The organism is Jingyaoa shaoxingensis, from assembly GCF_014385005.1.
Classification (GTDB): Bacteria; Bacillota; Clostridia; order Lachnospirales; family Lachnospiraceae; genus Marvinbryantia; species Marvinbryantia shaoxingensis.
In genome coordinates, this window is sequence record NZ_JACRSZ010000001.1 from 627,655 (window position 1) to 643,303 (window position 15,649).

Genomic DNA, 15,649 nt, shown 5'->3' on the forward strand with positions numbered 1-15,649 from the left:
ATTGCAAGTTATACTGAATCATTCAACTATCATTTTCTATACAATTACATAAACTCAGGCACTTCAAAGCAATCACACAGATAATAGGCAGATTTCGCAGCAGATGCGAGGCTAGCGACACCTGCGACATCGGAAAAGTTTCTATCCCGAGGAGCAGGTGTCCATAAGCGCCGCAGCAGATGCCAGAAATCAACGTATCTGTGGGATGCTTTAAAATGCCTGAGTTATTCAATAATATATATTCTATTTAATCACGCCCTGCTCTGAACTGTGTCTCATGCGGTTGATAGCTCTTGCCAGGGATGCCTGTGTGGTTTTGTATTCACGAATGCTCTGTTTCTGACGCATCTCTTCCATTGCGCGGTCTCTTGCCTCTCGTGCTCTGACAGCATCGATATCTTCCGGAAGTTCTGCAGATTCTACGATGGCTGTCACACGGTTATTGGCTGCCTGTACTACTCCTACACCGGATACTGCCGTCACCCAGGTGCCGTCTTCCTTCTGGAAACGGATCTCACCTGGCTTTAATGCCAGAACCATCTCTTCATGATGAGCCATAAAAGCTTTTTCACCGTCTGTGGCTGTCACGATCACCACAGACACTTTTCCGGCAAAAAAGACTTTATTACTTGTAACAATTTTCAAAAAAAATGTAGCCATGGAAAGTTATCCTTTCTGCATTGCATTTGCCTTTTCAATTACTTCATCAATGGTTCCCACATTGAAAAATGCTGCTTCCGGATATTCATCCATCTCACCGTCAATGATTGCCTTGAAGCCACGAATGGTTTCTTTTACCGGCACGTATTTTCCGGGAACACCGGTGAAGTTCTCTGCTACATGGAATGGCTGGGAAAGGAATCTCTGAATCTTTCTCGCACGGTATACAGTTACTTTATCTTCTGCAGATAATTCTTCCATACCAAGGATTGCGATAATATCCTGCAGTTCCTTGTACTTCTGAAGCATCTCCTGTACCTTCAGTGCTGTCTCATAATGTTCTTTTCCTACTACATCCTCTTCCAGAATTCGTGAGCTGGATTCCAGCGGATCTACTGCAGGATAAATTCCCTGTTCTACAATCTTTCTGGAAAGTACGGTAGTCGCATCCAGATGGGCGAATGTCGTTGCCGGAGCCGGGTCTGTCAAGTCATCTGCAGGCACATAGACTGCCTGTACAGAAGTAACAGATCCTTTTTTGGTAGATGCGATTCGCTCCTGAAGAGCACCCAGTTCATTTGCCAGTGTCGGCTGATAACCTACAGCGGAAGGCATACGTCCAAGAAGAGCGGAAACCTCCGAACCTGCCTGTACAAAACGGAAAATATTATCGATAAAGAGCAGCACGTTCTGATGCTGTTCATCACGGAAATATTCTGCCATAGTCAGTCCTGTCTCAGCCACACGCATACGTGCTCCAGGTGGCTCATTCATCTGTCCGAATACCAGGGCAGTCTTCTCCAGAACTCCGGATTCTTTCATTTCAGTCCACAGGTCATTACCCTCACGGGAACGCTCTCCGACACCGGTGAAGATAGAATATCCACCATGCTCTGTGGCAATGTTACGGATCAGTTCCTGAATCAATACGGTTTTACCTACACCGGCACCACCAAACAGACCAATCTTACCACCTTTGGCATACGGTGCCAGAAGGTCAATAACCTTGATACCAGTCTCCAGCATCTCTACTACCGGGCTCTGATCTTCAAATGTTGGCGGTTCTCTATGGATACACCAGTGTTCTTCTTTGTCCAGAGATTCCTCTCCATCTATGGTCTCTCCCAGTACGTTAAACAGTCGGCCAAGGGTCTTTTCCCCTACCGGCACTTTAATACCGCTTCCGGTGGCAACGACTTCCATATCTCTGTGAAGTCCCTCACTGGATGCCAGCATAATACAACGCACGGTATTTTTTCCTATATGCTGAGCCACTTCCATAACGCAGCGTTTTCCATCGTTCTCTACTTCCAGCGCATCCTTGATAAAAGGAAGCTCACCGTTCTGGAACTCGACGTCAATAACCGGTCCCTGAACCTGTACGATCTTACCTACATTCATTTTCAGCGGTCTCCTTTCTTTTTACGTTTCTGTGCTTTTGCGCCGCTGACCACTTCCGTGATCTCCTGCGTAATGGCAGCCTGACGCACACGATTATATTCGATTGACAGCTGGTGAAGCATATCCTTCGCACTGTCATTGGCTGCCTCCATTGCCATCATACGGGCGTTATGCTCGCTGCAGAAAGATTCTACCAGTGCACCGAAAATATATCCTGTGACATAGTTCGGTACGATGCTCTCCAGTACTGCCTCCGGAGACGGAGAAAAGATGAATTCCTCCTGCTGTACACCGACAGCATGCTGCATAACTGTTGGCGAAAAATCCTGCTGCGTCAGCGGAAGCAGACGCTCCATTCTGGTTTCACTTTGCATTCCATTTTTCATGGATGTAAAGATAATGTCGATTTCATCCAGTTCCCCATTGTCATATGCTTCCAGCAGCTTACTGGTAATGACACGGGCTCTGTCAAAGGTCGGATGCTGGGCCGTATAGAGGAAATGCTCATCTACCGCAATCTTCTTGCCGGCAAAATACTGTCTTCCCAGTTCACCTACCACAAACAGATTCCATTCTTCAGACTTCTCCAGTTCCTCTTCTGCCAGCTTCAGGACATTATGGTTGTATGCACCGGCCAGTCCCTTATCGGCTGTGAATACAAGAAAGCCTCTTTTTTTACCGGATCCCACAGGATCATGTGTCAGATACCTGCTCTGCATCTCCGGCATATGACGGATAGTTCTTGCAATCATACTCTGCATGGTGAAGAAAAATGGTTCTGTTTCTGCTAGTTCCTTTTTGGCACGCTGGAGTTTGGTGGATGATATCATATACATTGCATTGGTGATCTTCATCGTATCATTGATACTTTTTATTCTGCCCTGTATCTCTCTTGCATTTGCCATTGGATCACCACCTATACTTCTCTATTCCAGACCTGATCTCTGTACTCTTCTGCCGCCTTTACAATCTGATCACGAAGACTGTCACTGAGCTGTCCGGCTGTCTCCAGTTCACGGATGATTGCCGGCTGGCTCTTTGCAAAATATTCCAGCATTCCGGTACGGAATTCTCTGATCTTTTCTACCGGTACATCGATCATGACTTTTCCGGTAGCTGCACACAGCATAATAACCTGCTGTGGCATGGAGAATGGCTTGCACAGTGGCTGTTTCAGGAGCTCCATCAGTCCCTTTCCGTATTTTAACTGTTCTACGGTTGCCGGATCCAGATCAGATGAGAACTGGGTAAATACTTCCATCTCACGATACTGTGCCAGGTCGATACGGATACTTCCGGCTGCCTTCTTCATGGCTTTTGTCTGCGCTGCACCACCTACACGAGATACAGAAAGACCTACGTTAACTGCCGGTCTCATACCGGAGAAGAACAGGTCACTTTCCAGGAAAATCTGACCATCGGTAATAGAAATAACGTTGGTCGGAATATACGCGGATACGTCACCTGCCTGAGTCTCGATAATTGGAAGTGCGGTAATGGATCCGCCGCCTGCCTGTTCATTCAGACGACTGGAACGCTCCAGAAGTCTGGAATGCAGATAGAATACATCTCCAGGATAAGCCTCACGTCCCGGTGAACGTTCCAGAAGCAGAGACAGTGCACGATAGGCAACTGCGTGCTTGGACAGATCATCATATACGATCAGGACATCTTTTCCCTGATACATGAAATACTCTGCCAGTGCGGTTCCGGAGTATGGTGCCATATACTGAAGCGGTGCCGGATCGGATGCAGTGGAAACAACAACGGTTGTGTATTCCATAGCATCATGTGCTTTCAGAGTATGAACAATCTTGGCCACGGTAGAAGCTTTCTGACCGATTGCCACATAAATACATTTTACATCTTTGCCCTTCTGGTTCAGAATGGCATCAATCGCAATAGAAGTCTTACCTGTCTGACGGTCACCAATGATCAGTTCTCGCTGTCCACGTCCGATCGGGAACATGGAGTCAATGGAAAGAATACCTGTCTCCATTGGTACAGATACAGATTTACGATCCACAATACCAGGTGCTTCATTTTCGATCGGGCGGTAATCAGTGGATGGGATCTCTCCTTCTCCGTCAACCGGTGCACCCAGGGCATTGATAACACGGCCAAGGAATTGATCTCCTACCGGGATGCCGGCTTTCTTTCCGGTTCTCATCACTTTGCTGCCTTCACGGATCTCGCTGTCACTTCCGAACAGGATACAGCCGATCTCGTCACGTTTGATATCCTGTACCATACCTTTGATTCCGTTATCAAAGACTACGATTTCACCGTACATGGCATGATCGATACCATCAATGTTTACGATACCGTCTCCTACGGACTTGACAATACCGACTTCTTTATCTTTTGCTGCCAGGTCAAAATCTTCGATCTCGCTCTTTAATATAGAGATAATGCCTTCCAGCGTCTGTGCATGCTTTCCATCTCTGTTGTCCCCAAGGATCTTATCGGTAAGCTGCTTGATTCTTCCTTCTGTGGACCAGTCATATTCCTTGTTGCCAATAGCGAGAATAAATCCGCCTCCAAGGCTTTCATCTTTTTCACTGACCAGTTCGATCTCTTCTGATCCACTTTCTTTTTTTACAAATTCTCTGATACCTTCCAGCTGTTCTTTGGTTGGTTCCGTCACATATTTTAAGATGGCCCGTTCTTTGCCGGATTTTTTCCATCCCATTTCTCTATATGCCTTGCATACTTCTGAAAACAGTTCGATTTCCTGATTATCGCACATGATCTTGATCACATCACGGATCTCGGTCGGGAAAATCTTATCGATTACTCTGTGCTTTCCAGCCAGATCTGCGGTTGGATTGCTGAACTGCTCCAGTAATACGGGTACGGTCTGGAAGATATCAAGGGCCTGATCAACCACATCGGCAGGAATCTTTAATTCCCTTAACATGTTTGCATACTTTTCTACTGCCTGTGTCATCTTCTAATCTCCTTTTTCAAGCACATCTTACTGCTGACGAAGAAATTCATCATACAGGGCACGGTCGTTGTCCGTTCCTTCTTTTTCTCCTGCCACGCGGGCTGCTGCAGTTACTACCATGTCTCGTACTGCATCTTCTGCCTGCTGCATGATCTTCTTTTTCTCCTGCTCTGCATCGTTGCACGCTTTATCCACAATGTTTCCTGCCTTTTTCTGTGCTTCATCCACAATACGGCTGTATTCACCTGCGGCTTCTTCTCTCGCTCTGGCAACGATCTGTGCTCTTTCCTGTTCTGCATTTTTAATAGATGCTTCGTATGCTTCCTTGCTCTTTAACGCACTGTTCTTTGCTTCTTCAGCTGCAGAAAGTCTGGCATCTTCTTCTTGCTGACGTTTTTCCAAAATCCCATTTACCGGTTTGAACAGAAAACGTTTCATCAGAAAATACAGAATTAACAGGTTAATTACTGTAAATAATAAATTCCAGTCTAATCTTAACATCCTGGTTAACCTACCTTCCTGTTATATGTCTTTTGTATCCTTTTCGATTAACCAAGGAACATGATACATAAAAGTGCGATAACGAAACCGTAGATCGCGGTTGCTTCTGCCAGCGCACAACCAAGAAGAAGTAACTTTGTGATCTTACCTTCTGCTTCCGGCTGACGTGCTACTGCGTCTGTTGCTTTACCTGTTGCGATTCCGATACCAATACCTGCACCAATACCTGTCAGTACGGCGATACCTGCTCCGATTGCGATTAATGTACTCATAGTCTTATTCTCCTTTAATTCGATGTTTTATATTTGTTTTCTCTATGCTTCTTTAATAAATAATGATGTCAGGAATACAAATACATATGCCTGAATCAGTCCGTCAAAAATATCAAAATAGAAACTGAATGGGAGCGGAAGTACAACCGGTACCAGCTGCTTAATCAGCTCCATGATTACAAATGCACCAAGGACATTACCAAATAATCGCATACACAATGATAACGGACGGATGAAAATCTCCAGTACGTTAATCGGTGCCACGATAGCAATTGGTTCTGCAAAGTTCTTGCACCATCCTTTGACTCCTCTTTTTACAATTCCCGCTGCCTCGATCAGTATGATACTCATAATCGCAAGTGCAGCTGTCACATTCAGGTCCTTTGTCGGCGGTTTTACTCCAAATAAACCAATGACATTCGATACTCCGATATAGAGCAGAACTGTTACCAGATACGGCACATACTTCCGGTTCTCTTTACCGATCATACCTTCGACCATGCTGTTCAGTTTTACGACAATAAATTCTGCGGCCGCCTGTCTTTTACTGATGTTGTCTACTCGCAAATTGTGTGTCATAAACAGTGCAAATATCAACAATACTGCCATTATTACCCAGGTAATAACTGTTGATTCTGCAATTCCGATGTCACCAATCTGGAAGACCGTCTCACAGGTTAGCTCTTCCTGCAGCTTTGCCGCAAGGTCACCCATACTATCACCTCTTTCTGACTCTCCTAAGATGCGTCTGTTTTTTATCAATGACGTATTATACTCTCATTTCCTGCATTTGGTAAGACCAAAATTATGGAAATTTCAGATAAAATTAAGAGTTTTTTGTTGCATTTTGCCAGTACATCATGCATATTTAGATCTTCTGTCTCAGAAAATTCATAAAGTGGTATGAGCATTTATTTACAACACAAAAACCATATGAGAATTGCCTGTTCTCATATGGCTTCTTATAAAAATCACGATTTGATTTTGACTCCGTTCTATCCGTTGGTGTAACGTGACAGGAACTGTCTGGTTCGTTCTTCCTGCGGATGTTCAATCACATCCCGTGCTTTTCCCTGCTCTACAATGTATCCGTCATCCATGAAGATGATCTCATCTGCCACATCCCTGGCAAATGCCATCTCATGGGTTACAATGATCATGGTGGTCTTCTGGTCTGCCAGGCCACGGATCACCTTCAGCACTTCTCCGGTCAGTTCCGGATCAAGGGCCGACGTTGGTTCGTCAAAGCAGAGAATATCCGGCTTTAATGCCAGTGCCCTGGCGATGGCGACACGCTGCTGCTGACCTCCGGATAATTGGTGTGGATAATGATTTTCTCTCTGTTCCAGCCCCATCTTCTTCAAAAGTGCTTCCCCGTGTGCATGTATCTCATCCAGAATGGCTTTTTTATTCTGCTTGTAATCCGGACGTTCCTTTGCCAGAAGCTGTTCTGCCAGCATCACGTTTTCCAGTGCAGTGTACTGCGGAAACAGATGAAAGGACTGAAATACCATTCCAAAATGAAGACGTTTTTTACGCAGCTCACGTTCATTCTGACTGGCTCCTCTGGACGCATCATAGAGCATCTCGCCTTTTACGGCAATACTGCCACTGTCCGGAGTCTCCAGAAAATTCAGGCACCGAAGTAAGGTGGTCTTACCTGAACCGGATGAACCGATGATAGCAAGAGCATTTCCTTCCTCCATGGAAAAACTGACATTCCTTAAGACCTGGGTGCTTCCAAAATGTTTTTCGATATTTTTTACTTCTAATATTGCCATTTCTTTCGCCCCCTATCTGAAATAATCCAATCGTTTTTCAAAGTAATTAAATAACAGTGTCAGCACACCTACAAAGATCAGGTAAAACAGACCGGTGTAGAACAGCGGCCATACCAGACCTGCAGACTTCATGAAGGAATATCCGCGCTGTGTCAGTTCCTGTGCTGCAATGATTCTGGCAAGGGATGTATCCTTAACCAGTGTAATAATCTCATTGGACATCGGCGGAACCACACGTTTCACCATCTGAAGCAGTGTGATCTTAAAGAATATCTGAGATCTTGTCATACCAAGTACCTGTCCTGCTTCCCGTTGTCCCGCCGGGATGCCTTCGATACCGCCGCGGAAGATTACAGAAAAATAACAGGCATAGTTAATGGTAAATGCCACCACTGTCGCCGTAATTCGTCCTGCTTCGTTGCCTCCCCAGATATTATGTCCCAGCCACATGCCCGGACCGTAAAAAATAATAATCAACTGTAACATCAGAGGTGTTCCCCGGATGATCCATACCAGTATCTGAATCAGATAACTCAGTGGCTTGAACTTGCTCATGGTTCCCAGAGCCAGTACCAGTCCCAGTGGCAGCGAGAATATCAATGTCAGAATAAAGATCTGAAACATGGTTCCCATGCCTCGTAATAATTCCATCGTAACCTGTACAAACATACTTCTTCCCCTTACATACACAAGGCAGAGAGTGCGCCCTCTGCCTCATGTAAATTTTGTAATTTATGATTCTCCACCTGCGGCGGAATACTTTCACAATCTGTTTTATTCTGCCGGAACAACAACTACCTGTGCATTGTTGCAGTATGCATTGGTACATTCCATAGAATTGGTCACTTCGTCTGTCAGTGTCATACCATTCCATACCACGTCAATGTTCTTGGAATCCAGTTCCATGATCTTGTTATCCCAGTCAATCTCTACGAATTCCACATCTACGCCAAGCTTTTCTGCAACAACGCCTGCCATATCTGCATCAAATCCGATCCAGTCACCGTTCTCATCTTTGTAATCCATTGGTTCAAAGTCTGTGATACCAACGATCAGAGATCCCTTGCCCTGAATATAAGCTACGTCACTGTCCTCTGCTGCATCGGTTGCTTCTTCTGAGGCTGCTTCCGTTTCTTCTTCTGTCACTTCTGTTGCTTCTTCCGCTGCACCCTGTTCTACCAGTGCATCCTGTACGCCGTACTTTTCAGCCACTTCTTTCATAGATCCGTCTGCATAAGTCTCTGCAAACACTTCATTAATATATGCTGCAAGGTCTGAGCCTTTTCTGCATCCTACTCCATATTCTTCAGTAGTCAGCTCATCGGTATGTACCAGATTCGGATAACTTGTTCCTTCTCCGATCATTGCGCCAGCCATTAACAGGTCGATGATAGCTGCATCGGATGTGCCGGAAGCGACTTCCATCAACGCATCTGCCTGAGATGCTACGGAATTATACTGGAATCCATTCTCTTCTGCAGCAGCTTCTCCGGCTGATCCTGCCTCTACTGCATATACCAGATCTGCATCTGCCGCACATGCAGGCATTGCCATGCCCATTACCATACTAGCACCTAATACCATTGCCAAACCTTTTTTCATGATTCTCTCCTCCAAAAAACGGGTATTTGTTTTATCACTTTTGCATTTTACCATAGTAGCATGATAAAGTAAAGTTTTTTTTGTTGCTTTTCTGAGGTTTCTATAGGAGTCTTTCCGTATCACCAAATCTTATCTGGATGCCAGACCTGTTTACGTACAAAAAAAAGAAACAATCTACGGGCATTTTTTAATCTGCTACCTTAGCTTGTTTCTTTTAAGAATCCTGGAAATCAAATGTTTCAGGAATGATATTAATTCATATGATCTTGTAAATTTTATGCGTGACTTCAGGGTTGTTGACAAAGGCGATGGAACCTATATCAATATTTCTCAGAATCAAACCATTAATGAAAAAATCAAAAAACTTACCGGATTGACCAATCTCGATGCACTGTATCTAACAGAAAAAGAGATTCAAAACATCTTTGATTTTACCATGCTAATTGATAGCTGAGTACTATGTTTTGAGAGAAACGACGGAAGTCAGGTTATGTAAATAAAATTCTGACGTCTTATGTAACCATTTCTCATTCCTCCTTTTTTCAAAAATATGATTGCATAATTAATATGTCATTTCACGTCATCTGTTTTGAAAAAGGTTAGAATTACCTACGGGAGAATAATCAAGGCGTTAAGCAATAAGTATTAAAATCGATTTTTATATTTCTTCTTGACACATTGCCTTTAGCAGCTTGACATACCAGGTGTTGTTGATATCTTCTTCCGATATATCCTTCATATCTTCCGGAGAGTCAATTTTGCACCACCAGCTTTCTGTTCCGAAAATGATTTTCTTCAGGGAAAAAACGTATATGGCAGGATTATGTATGACTCCAACATTTAAGATTTTCTCATCTTCATTATAAGAAACATTGCTCATCCACGGCAGATCCCCGAGATACAAGCCAAGGTATGTTTTCCCCTTGTACTCTTCTGCACATGGTTTGATGCTGACAAAACGACCGGAAGCAGACATCATCATCCCTTCCATCTGTGTTCAAATCGTTCTGCCGATGGTAGCTCGCTGTGAACGATCAGCCTGTAAACATCGCCTTCTGTGATAAAGGAAATTTCAACGACCTGCTCTCCAGCACTTCCATACTGATTCACCTTCTGAACGACCCCCTCGCGTTTCGTTAGGGTGCCTCTGCAATGGCGTTTCACTGCGGCGTAGGGATTCACATACCCCTACGCTTTCGCCACATCGCTTGCGCAGAAGAAGGTCTTGCCTATGCCCTATGCGAAAAACGCTGTCTATTAAAACGCTTTTACAAGACTAAATTTCTCTGTCAAAATGCTTTTATATTTCTCTGTCTTACTCGAAAAGCCCTGATTTATCTGCCCCTCGGGAGCGTGATCTCAAACACGGCGCCGGTGTCCCCGTTGTACGCACGGATCGTCCCCTTATGCATGTGGATGATCTCCCGGGTCAGGGCAAGGCCGATGCCGGATTTTCCGCTTTTTCCCATGTAGAAACGGTCAAAGATGTGCGGCAGGTCCGCTTCGGCGATGCCGTCCCCATTGTCCTGTATGCGTATCGTCACCTGCCGCCTGTCCGCGCGGCAGGTCAGGCGCAGCTCGCTGCGGGCATAGCGTACGCCGTTGGATAGGATATTGGTGACGGCTCTGCGCAGCCGGGTATCATCGCAGCTGACCATAACGGGCTCCTCGGGGAAGTCCGGCACGATTGCGATGCCGCCGGCGGCTGCCGGCTCCACGGCGCGTATGCTGTCGTATAGCAGCTCCCGAACATCCATCTCGGAAAGGGTAAGTGGCTGCCGCCCCATATCGATTTTTGAGATGTCCAAGAGCTCGTCTACCAGCTCCGTCATGCGGTCGCTTTCCTTCAAGATCACCTCCGCCGCGCTACCTGTGTCCATCACACCAGCCTGTATGCCCTCCGCGTAGCCCTGTATCGCCATAAGCGGCGTTTTCAGCTCATGGGAGGCGTTCTGAAAGAAGGTCTGCTGCCGCTCCGCCTCCTTTTCAATATCCCGGCCAAAGAGGAAGCCCAGCAGGCACATGACGGAGGAGATCGCCAGCAGCACCGCAAAGAACGCCCAGTTCAGCGTCACAATATAGTGGGTGATGGGGCCGATGTCTATGTACATGATGTAGGCGTACGGCTTTTCCCAATCGTCCTGCTCCTCCTGCACGGACATGAATATCAGGTGATGCCTGTCCGTTTTGAGGGTATAGCACTGGCCGAGTGTGATATCCCGTCCAGCACAATATTCCAGCAGCTTTTTCTCCAGCCGGTAGGTATCCCGATTCCATGTGTTGTGCCGGTAGCCATCCTCCAGCTCCAAAAATACGATGCTGGGCGTAAAGAAGTATCCCTCCTCCCAGTTCTCGTCATAGTCCGGTTCGTCATAGGTGTAGGGTATGGCTCGATTCTGATACTCCGCTTCGTTGAGCAGCGCCTTTTTTGCCTCGTTTACAAAGTGGGACGGGATGATCACGTTTACCGCTAGCACAAAAAGGGCAGACAGAAGTAAAGCCGAGCCGAGAATCAGATACACGATCCGCAGCTTGATGTTTTTCATACGCTTCCTGCTCCCTTCAGCTTATAGCCAAAGCCCCAGATGGTGCTTACGCTGACGGAGCTTCCCGCTTGCAGCAGCTTTTTTCGGATACGGCGCAGGGTCTCGTCGGTCACGCGGGTCTCCACCTCCGAATCAAAGCCCCACACCGCGCTGAGCAGCTCCTCACGGGAATAGGCCTTCTCCGGCTGCTTCATCATATAGCTGAGCAGCCGCAGCTCGGTCTGGGTCAGCGCCACGATTGTGTTTCCGCAAAAGACGGCGTTTTCTGTAGCGGAATAGCGGAGATCCCCGTAGCGCAGCTCGCCCTCTGCCGCCGACGTTTTTCCTCGGTCCATCTCCACCCGGCGCAGCAGCGCTTTAACTTTCATGAGCAGTATAGTGGGGCGGAAGGGCTTGGTGAGATAATCGTCGCTGCCCTGGCTGATGCCCATGACGTAGTCCAGCTCGCTGTCCTTGGCTGTAAGCAGGATGATGGGAATGTCGGAAACAGCGCGAAGCTCCCGGCACACGGTAAGGCCGTCCGTGCCGGGCATCATAATGTCCAGTATCACCAGCTCCGCAGGCTCCTGACGGAATGCCTCCAGCAGCGCGTCACCGCTTTCAAAGGAGCGCACGGTATATCCGTCGCTTGCAAGGAAGCTATGGAGCAGCTCCCGGATGCTCTTTTCATCGTCCGCCAAATAGATAGAATGTTCCATGTGTCCTCCCTAAAAGTAGCGCCAAATGCTGCGCACAGGCGCAGCATCGGCGTCGTATTTAGTTAATCATATCAGAAAACCTCTTTGCCGTCAAAAGGGGCAGATGCCACTTTCGCAGCCGGTATCGCCCCAAATGGTATCGTACAGCTTGCACAGCTGGTTATCAAGCTCTACCAGCCGGTTATAGTCGGCGATCAGCTCGTCCTTTTCCGCGTCGGACAGGAAGCTCAGGCTGCGGATAAAGGTGGCCTCATCATAGTTGTCGAAGTTATAGTCATCCGGCAGATTGAAGTACGCTTCATCTACCTTGTCCCACAGATCGGCGTTCTTCTCGCAGACGCGGTCATACTCCTGCTCCAGGGTGTCGATCTCATCCAGCACCTTGGGGTCGGCCTTTTCCAGCGCCTTCTCGTAAAGCGACATATTGTCGCAGTCGGGCAGCTGACCATACAGCGCCTCCATCTGGGCATCCAGCTCGTTCAGCTCCTTGATGTCCGCCAGAAGAGTTTCCTTCTCCGCTTCGATCAGGGCATTGGTGCTGCGGATAAACGCTGCTTCGTCAAAGTTTGTGAAGTCGTAGTCGTCGGGCAGGGCGTTGTAGACCTCGTCCAACTTTTCCCACAGCGCCGCGTTTCTCTGGAAGATGGCGTCGCTCTTCTCTTCCACCGCCTCGATCTGCTCCCAGATGGCGTCCTCATTCTCGGTGGCAATTTTAGTAACAGGCTCCATTGGCGCGGATGTGGCGGCAAAGGCGGAGGTTGCTGTGCCGATGGCCGATACCATCAATGTCAGTGTCAGTGCAAAGCTCAAAATCGTTTTCTTTTTCATAGTATGTTACGCTCCTTTTTGAAGTATGTTGCGGTTGTGCATCAACCTTGACTACATCATACCAGAAGCGGCTTCGGATTTCCCCCGCAAAAGTGCATGGAAAGTGTCACAAAAGTGCAACGAGACCAAGGGAAAGCAAATATCGAAAAACAAGAGGACTGTATTTTGAATAAATGACTTCAAACTCATCCATACATACCCCTCCCATCTTTTCAAATCTATGTATTAGATTCTCAGTAAGTCAAAAAGTTACAAAAAATAAGATTATTTTCTTTCAAGCATTTTATCGTTTGCAATGTGACAGCTTTCTTTTGAAAAGTACCGATGCTTTTTAGCCCCGGGATGCTGAAGGCGCTACTCAGACACACGATCGGATTCCAGTCTACGGCTCCGATGGTCGTTTGCCCTGTAAGACCGCCGGAATTCATCCAAGCCTGCCAGTTTTCCTGCTTTATTTGTAGCCTCAGACTGAATGGTCTTAAAAGCGGCAGGTACTGTAATGACTACATTCTCGATAGGACGATTCAAACGAGTCTCTGCATCGCTTCTAAGCTGCTTCAAAATTTCAGAAGACAACTCTTCCGGCATTTTCTCAATCTTCGCAGAAGCAAAAGGAATCATCTTGCTGAGACCCATCTGTCTCTTGAACTGAATAGCAAGATCTTCAACCTTCTGAGAATTGTACGCTCTCTGACCGATAAGCATACGGCCTTTGCCGTTAATCAGGACTGCAGAAGGTGTAACAGACATTCTGTCCGCAGTATTATCAATAATCTCAAATCCATGGTCGTTATCCGGAATGGCAAGACAAGAGTTTGTCGTTCCAAGGTCTATACCACAATCATAAAATCTTTGCATACGCCATCATCCTCTCTATCTCATCCGTACCGATAGCCACTTCCTCATCTGCCACGGATGTTTCTTTAATACTCTGCGGGGTTTCTGCCGCTGTTTCTGCCACTGCCGGTGCCTCCGTCTTCACAGAATTATCCTCGACAACACCAGTATTTGTCTTCGCTTCTTTTACAGCAGTTCCTATGATGACACGGGCATGCTGTACCAATTCTCCATTCTGATATACATAGGGAGCAAGCGTTTCAACAATAATCAGTTCATTTTCATCGGCATCCTCGTCCTCATTATTGACTACCTCAACAGCAAGGCCGGGATCGAACTTGGAGCCAAGGGGATCTTTTACCTCAACACCAGATGCCGAAATGTATTTTTTTATACTTCTAAGGGCGCTCTTAGCAGCCATCTTTCTATCTGCGACCAGGTTATCCAGCCACTTTTCAAGACGCCATGCCGCTACAGCCAATTCTTTAATATCTGCTTTATCTGACATAATCCGCCTCCTTTATGCTCTCTTAACCTTTACGCTGGAAGTAATACCTGCAATAGGTCCATCACCATTATCAACAATCACATACCAATGGTTGGAAGAAGGTATGGTAATACGATGTGATGAACTTAATCCGCTTACTCCGTAATATTTGAAATCATTACCGTTCAGATAATTCTGATAGCCCTGTGCATTAACCAGGTACGCATAGCCCGCTGGACTAATCGTAACTTCGACAACCATACTAGGACCTGTTGTCATCTGGAAGCCGATATCGTGGCAGATATGATTTCTCGATCTATGATTTCTTCTTTCAACCTGAACTGTAGCAAAAACAGATTCTCTTCTCTGTGCGGCAGATGGATGTCCCAATTTCTCCGCTTCTGCCCAGTATTTTAATGCCTGATCTACACTCTTTCTTACGCCGGCACCTTCGAAGTAGCATTCGGCAAGATTATATGCACCCTGCAGATTACCTGCTTTAGCAGCCTTTTCAAACCACTGAGCCTCCTGCTCATCTGACTGCGGAACACCATGCCCCTTCTGATAACAAATACCGATGCTGTTCGGAGAGTACATATTTCCTGCATCAGCCGCCTTGTGATACCAGTACAGAGCCTGTGTATAATCTACTGCACGGCCTCTTCCATAATAGAAGTCATCGCCCTTAACATCCCATCCGGTATGAGGTGTATTCCAATCGATTGATTTGATATTCGCTTCACCGAAGGTGTTGGTAATACGCTTTTTGTCATCTGCACTGCAGTAGCTGTACCATGCTAATTGATAGCTGAGTACTATGTTTTGAGAGAAACGACGGAAGTCAGGTACCATAGTAGCATACTAAAGTAAAGTTTTTTTTGTTGCTTTTCTGAGGTTTCTATAGTAGAGTGGATTTTAACAGACAAACGGACGAATACTTGGCAAATTTTCTTATTTAAACGCTGTATCATAACATCTCATTTTATAATATCATTATTTCAATGAGATCGTTATGTTTACAGCGCTTATTTATTCGTAAATGCCAAGGTTTGTCTTAAATAAACAATATGGAACAGATATTTTCAA

At 46.2% G+C, this 15,649-nt stretch carries 17 protein-coding genes and 2 pseudogenes; 1 reads left to right on the top strand and 18 read right to left on the bottom strand.

Annotated elements, in window-relative coordinates; translation table 11 throughout:
- Positions 1-243: 243 nt before the first annotated feature.
- From atpC to H8716_RS18020, 10 genes are all read right to left on the bottom strand, one after another.
- A complete protein-coding gene (gene atpC, locus H8716_RS03005) occupies positions 244-660 on the bottom strand; it encodes an ATP synthase F1 subunit epsilon (RefSeq protein ID WP_249307028.1) in 417 nt (138 codons plus the stop codon).
- Positions 661-666: 6 nt separating this feature from the next.
- Positions 667-2,061, bottom strand: coding sequence for a F0F1 ATP synthase subunit beta (gene atpD, locus H8716_RS03010; protein WP_249307029.1), 1,395 nt, complete (start codon positions 2,059-2,061; stop codon positions 667-669).
- A gap of 2 nt (positions 2,062-2,063) precedes the next feature.
- On the bottom strand, positions 2,064-2,966 hold the full coding sequence (gene atpG / locus H8716_RS03015; RefSeq protein WP_249307030.1) for an ATP synthase F1 subunit gamma: 903 nt from the start codon (positions 2,964-2,966) through the stop codon (positions 2,064-2,066).
- Between the two features lie 11 nt (positions 2,967-2,977).
- Positions 2,978-5,011, bottom strand: a complete 2,034-nt coding sequence (gene atpA / locus H8716_RS03020; protein ID WP_249307031.1) for a F0F1 ATP synthase subunit alpha — start codon at positions 5,009-5,011, stop codon at positions 2,978-2,980.
- A gap of 27 nt (positions 5,012-5,038) precedes the next feature.
- Positions 5,039-5,512, bottom strand: coding sequence for an ATP synthase F0 subunit B (locus H8716_RS03025; protein ID WP_249307032.1), 474 nt, complete (start codon positions 5,510-5,512; stop codon positions 5,039-5,041).
- A gap of 47 nt (positions 5,513-5,559) precedes the next feature.
- The gene (gene atpE / locus H8716_RS03030) at positions 5,560-5,784 is read right to left on the bottom strand and encodes an ATP synthase F0 subunit C (RefSeq protein ID WP_117449348.1); all 225 of its coding nucleotides are present in this window, start codon (positions 5,782-5,784) and stop codon (positions 5,560-5,562) included.
- A 42-nt stretch (positions 5,785-5,826) separates the two neighbouring features.
- Positions 5,827-6,498, bottom strand: a complete 672-nt coding sequence (locus tag H8716_RS03035; protein WP_249307033.1) for a F0F1 ATP synthase subunit A — start codon at positions 6,496-6,498, stop codon at positions 5,827-5,829.
- 281 nt (positions 6,499-6,779) lie between these two features.
- Entirely contained in the window at positions 6,780-7,565 is a 786-nt protein-coding gene (locus tag H8716_RS03040) for an amino acid ABC transporter ATP-binding protein (RefSeq protein WP_283242907.1), read from the bottom strand.
- Positions 7,566-7,577: 12 nt separating this feature from the next.
- Positions 7,578-8,234 carry an amino acid ABC transporter permease gene (locus H8716_RS03045; RefSeq protein WP_249307034.1) on the bottom strand — a complete coding sequence of 219 codons (657 nt, stop codon included), beginning with the start codon at positions 8,232-8,234 and terminating at the stop codon, positions 7,578-7,580.
- 105 nt (positions 8,235-8,339) lie between these two features.
- On the bottom strand, positions 8,340-9,167 hold the full coding sequence (locus tag H8716_RS18020; protein ID WP_330606421.1) for a transporter substrate-binding domain-containing protein: 828 nt from the start codon (positions 9,165-9,167) through the stop codon (positions 8,340-8,342).
- A 106-nt stretch (positions 9,168-9,273) separates the two neighbouring features.
- Here H8716_RS18020 and H8716_RS18125 point away from each other — a divergent pair.
- Positions 9,274-9,621, top strand: a pseudogene (locus tag H8716_RS18125) (IS1634 family transposase); the annotation flags it as partial.
- Positions 9,622-9,825: 204 nt separating this feature from the next.
- Here the strand turns inward: H8716_RS18125 and H8716_RS03060 are convergent.
- From H8716_RS03060 to H8716_RS03095, 8 genes and pseudogenes are all read right to left on the bottom strand, one after another.
- Positions 9,826-10,158, bottom strand: coding sequence for a hypothetical protein (locus H8716_RS03060; protein ID WP_249307035.1), 333 nt, complete (start codon positions 10,156-10,158; stop codon positions 9,826-9,828).
- Positions 10,155-10,349: pseudogene (locus H8716_RS03065) on the bottom strand (BRO-N domain-containing protein); the annotation flags it as partial. The gene H8716_RS03060 and the pseudogene H8716_RS03065, both read right to left, overlap by 4 nt.
- Positions 10,350-10,501: 152 nt before the next feature.
- Positions 10,502-11,713 (bottom strand): sensor histidine kinase, encoded by a 1,212-nt coding sequence (locus tag H8716_RS03070; protein ID WP_249307036.1) that lies wholly within the window; start codon positions 11,711-11,713, stop codon positions 10,502-10,504.
- Entirely contained in the window at positions 11,710-12,411 is a 702-nt protein-coding gene (locus H8716_RS03075) for a response regulator transcription factor (RefSeq protein ID WP_249307037.1), read from the bottom strand. Before H8716_RS03075 ends, H8716_RS03070 begins: the two co-directional genes overlap by 4 nt.
- Before the next feature lie 90 nt (positions 12,412-12,501).
- Entirely contained in the window at positions 12,502-13,239 is a 738-nt protein-coding gene (locus H8716_RS03080) for a hypothetical protein (protein ID WP_249307038.1), read from the bottom strand.
- Between the two features lie 354 nt (positions 13,240-13,593).
- Positions 13,594-14,097 carry an Hsp70 family protein gene (locus H8716_RS03085; RefSeq protein WP_249307039.1) on the bottom strand — a complete coding sequence of 168 codons (504 nt, stop codon included), beginning with the start codon at positions 14,095-14,097 and terminating at the stop codon, positions 13,594-13,596.
- A complete protein-coding gene (locus H8716_RS03090) occupies positions 14,081-14,584 on the bottom strand; it encodes a nucleotide exchange factor GrpE (protein WP_249307040.1) in 504 nt (167 codons plus the stop codon). The genes H8716_RS03085 and H8716_RS03090 overlap by 17 nt, the downstream gene beginning before the upstream one ends.
- A 12-nt stretch (positions 14,585-14,596) precedes the next feature.
- Entirely contained in the window at positions 14,597-15,415 is an 819-nt protein-coding gene (locus H8716_RS03095) for a DUF1883 domain-containing protein (RefSeq protein WP_249307041.1), read from the bottom strand.
- Positions 15,416-15,649 lie beyond the last annotated feature (234 nt).

Coding starts and splice junctions, on each gene's coding strand:
- H8716_RS03070 (WP_249307036.1), bottom strand. CDS start 11,713: ATGAAAAACATCAAGCTGCGGATCGTGTATCTGATTCTCGGCTCGGCT.
- H8716_RS03080 (WP_249307038.1), bottom strand. CDS start 13,239: ATGAAAAAGAAAACGATTTTGAGCTTTGCACTGACACTGACATTGATG.
- H8716_RS03045 (WP_249307034.1), bottom strand. CDS start 8,234: ATGTTTGTACAGGTTACGATGGAATTATTACGAGGCATGGGAACCATG.
- H8716_RS18020 (WP_330606421.1), bottom strand. CDS start 9,167: ATGAAAAAAGGTTTGGCAATGGTATTAGGTGCTAGTATGGTAATGGGC.
- H8716_RS03040 (WP_283242907.1), bottom strand. CDS start 7,565: ATGGCAATATTAGAAGTAAAAAATATCGAAAAACATTTTGGAAGCACC.
- H8716_RS03035 (WP_249307033.1), bottom strand. CDS start 6,498: ATGGGTGACCTTGCGGCAAAGCTGCAGGAAGAGCTAACCTGTGAGACG.
- atpC (WP_249307028.1), bottom strand. CDS start 660: ATGGCTACATTTTTTTTGAAAATTGTTACAAGTAATAAAGTCTTTTTT.
- H8716_RS03025 (WP_249307032.1), bottom strand. CDS start 5,512: ATGTTAAGATTAGACTGGAATTTATTATTTACAGTAATTAACCTGTTA.
- H8716_RS03095 (WP_249307041.1), bottom strand. CDS start 15,415: ATGGTACCTGACTTCCGTCGTTTCTCTCAAAACATAGTACTCAGCTAT.
- H8716_RS03090 (WP_249307040.1), bottom strand. CDS start 14,584: ATGTCAGATAAAGCAGATATTAAAGAATTGGCTGTAGCGGCATGGCGT.
- H8716_RS03085 (WP_249307039.1), bottom strand. CDS start 14,097: ATGCAAAGATTTTATGATTGTGGTATAGACCTTGGAACGACAAACTCT.
- atpA (WP_249307031.1), bottom strand. CDS start 5,011: ATGACACAGGCAGTAGAAAAGTATGCAAACATGTTAAGGGAATTAAAG.
- atpE (WP_117449348.1), bottom strand. CDS start 5,784: ATGAGTACATTAATCGCAATCGGAGCAGGTATCGCCGTACTGACAGGT.
- H8716_RS03075 (WP_249307037.1), bottom strand. CDS start 12,411: ATGGAACATTCTATCTATTTGGCGGACGATGAAAAGAGCATCCGGGAG.
- H8716_RS03060 (WP_249307035.1), bottom strand. CDS start 10,158: ATGGAAGGGATGATGATGTCTGCTTCCGGTCGTTTTGTCAGCATCAAA.
- atpG (WP_249307030.1), bottom strand. CDS start 2,966: ATGGCAAATGCAAGAGAGATACAGGGCAGAATAAAAAGTATCAATGAT.
- atpD (WP_249307029.1), bottom strand. CDS start 2,061: ATGAATGTAGGTAAGATCGTACAGGTTCAGGGACCGGTTATTGACGTC.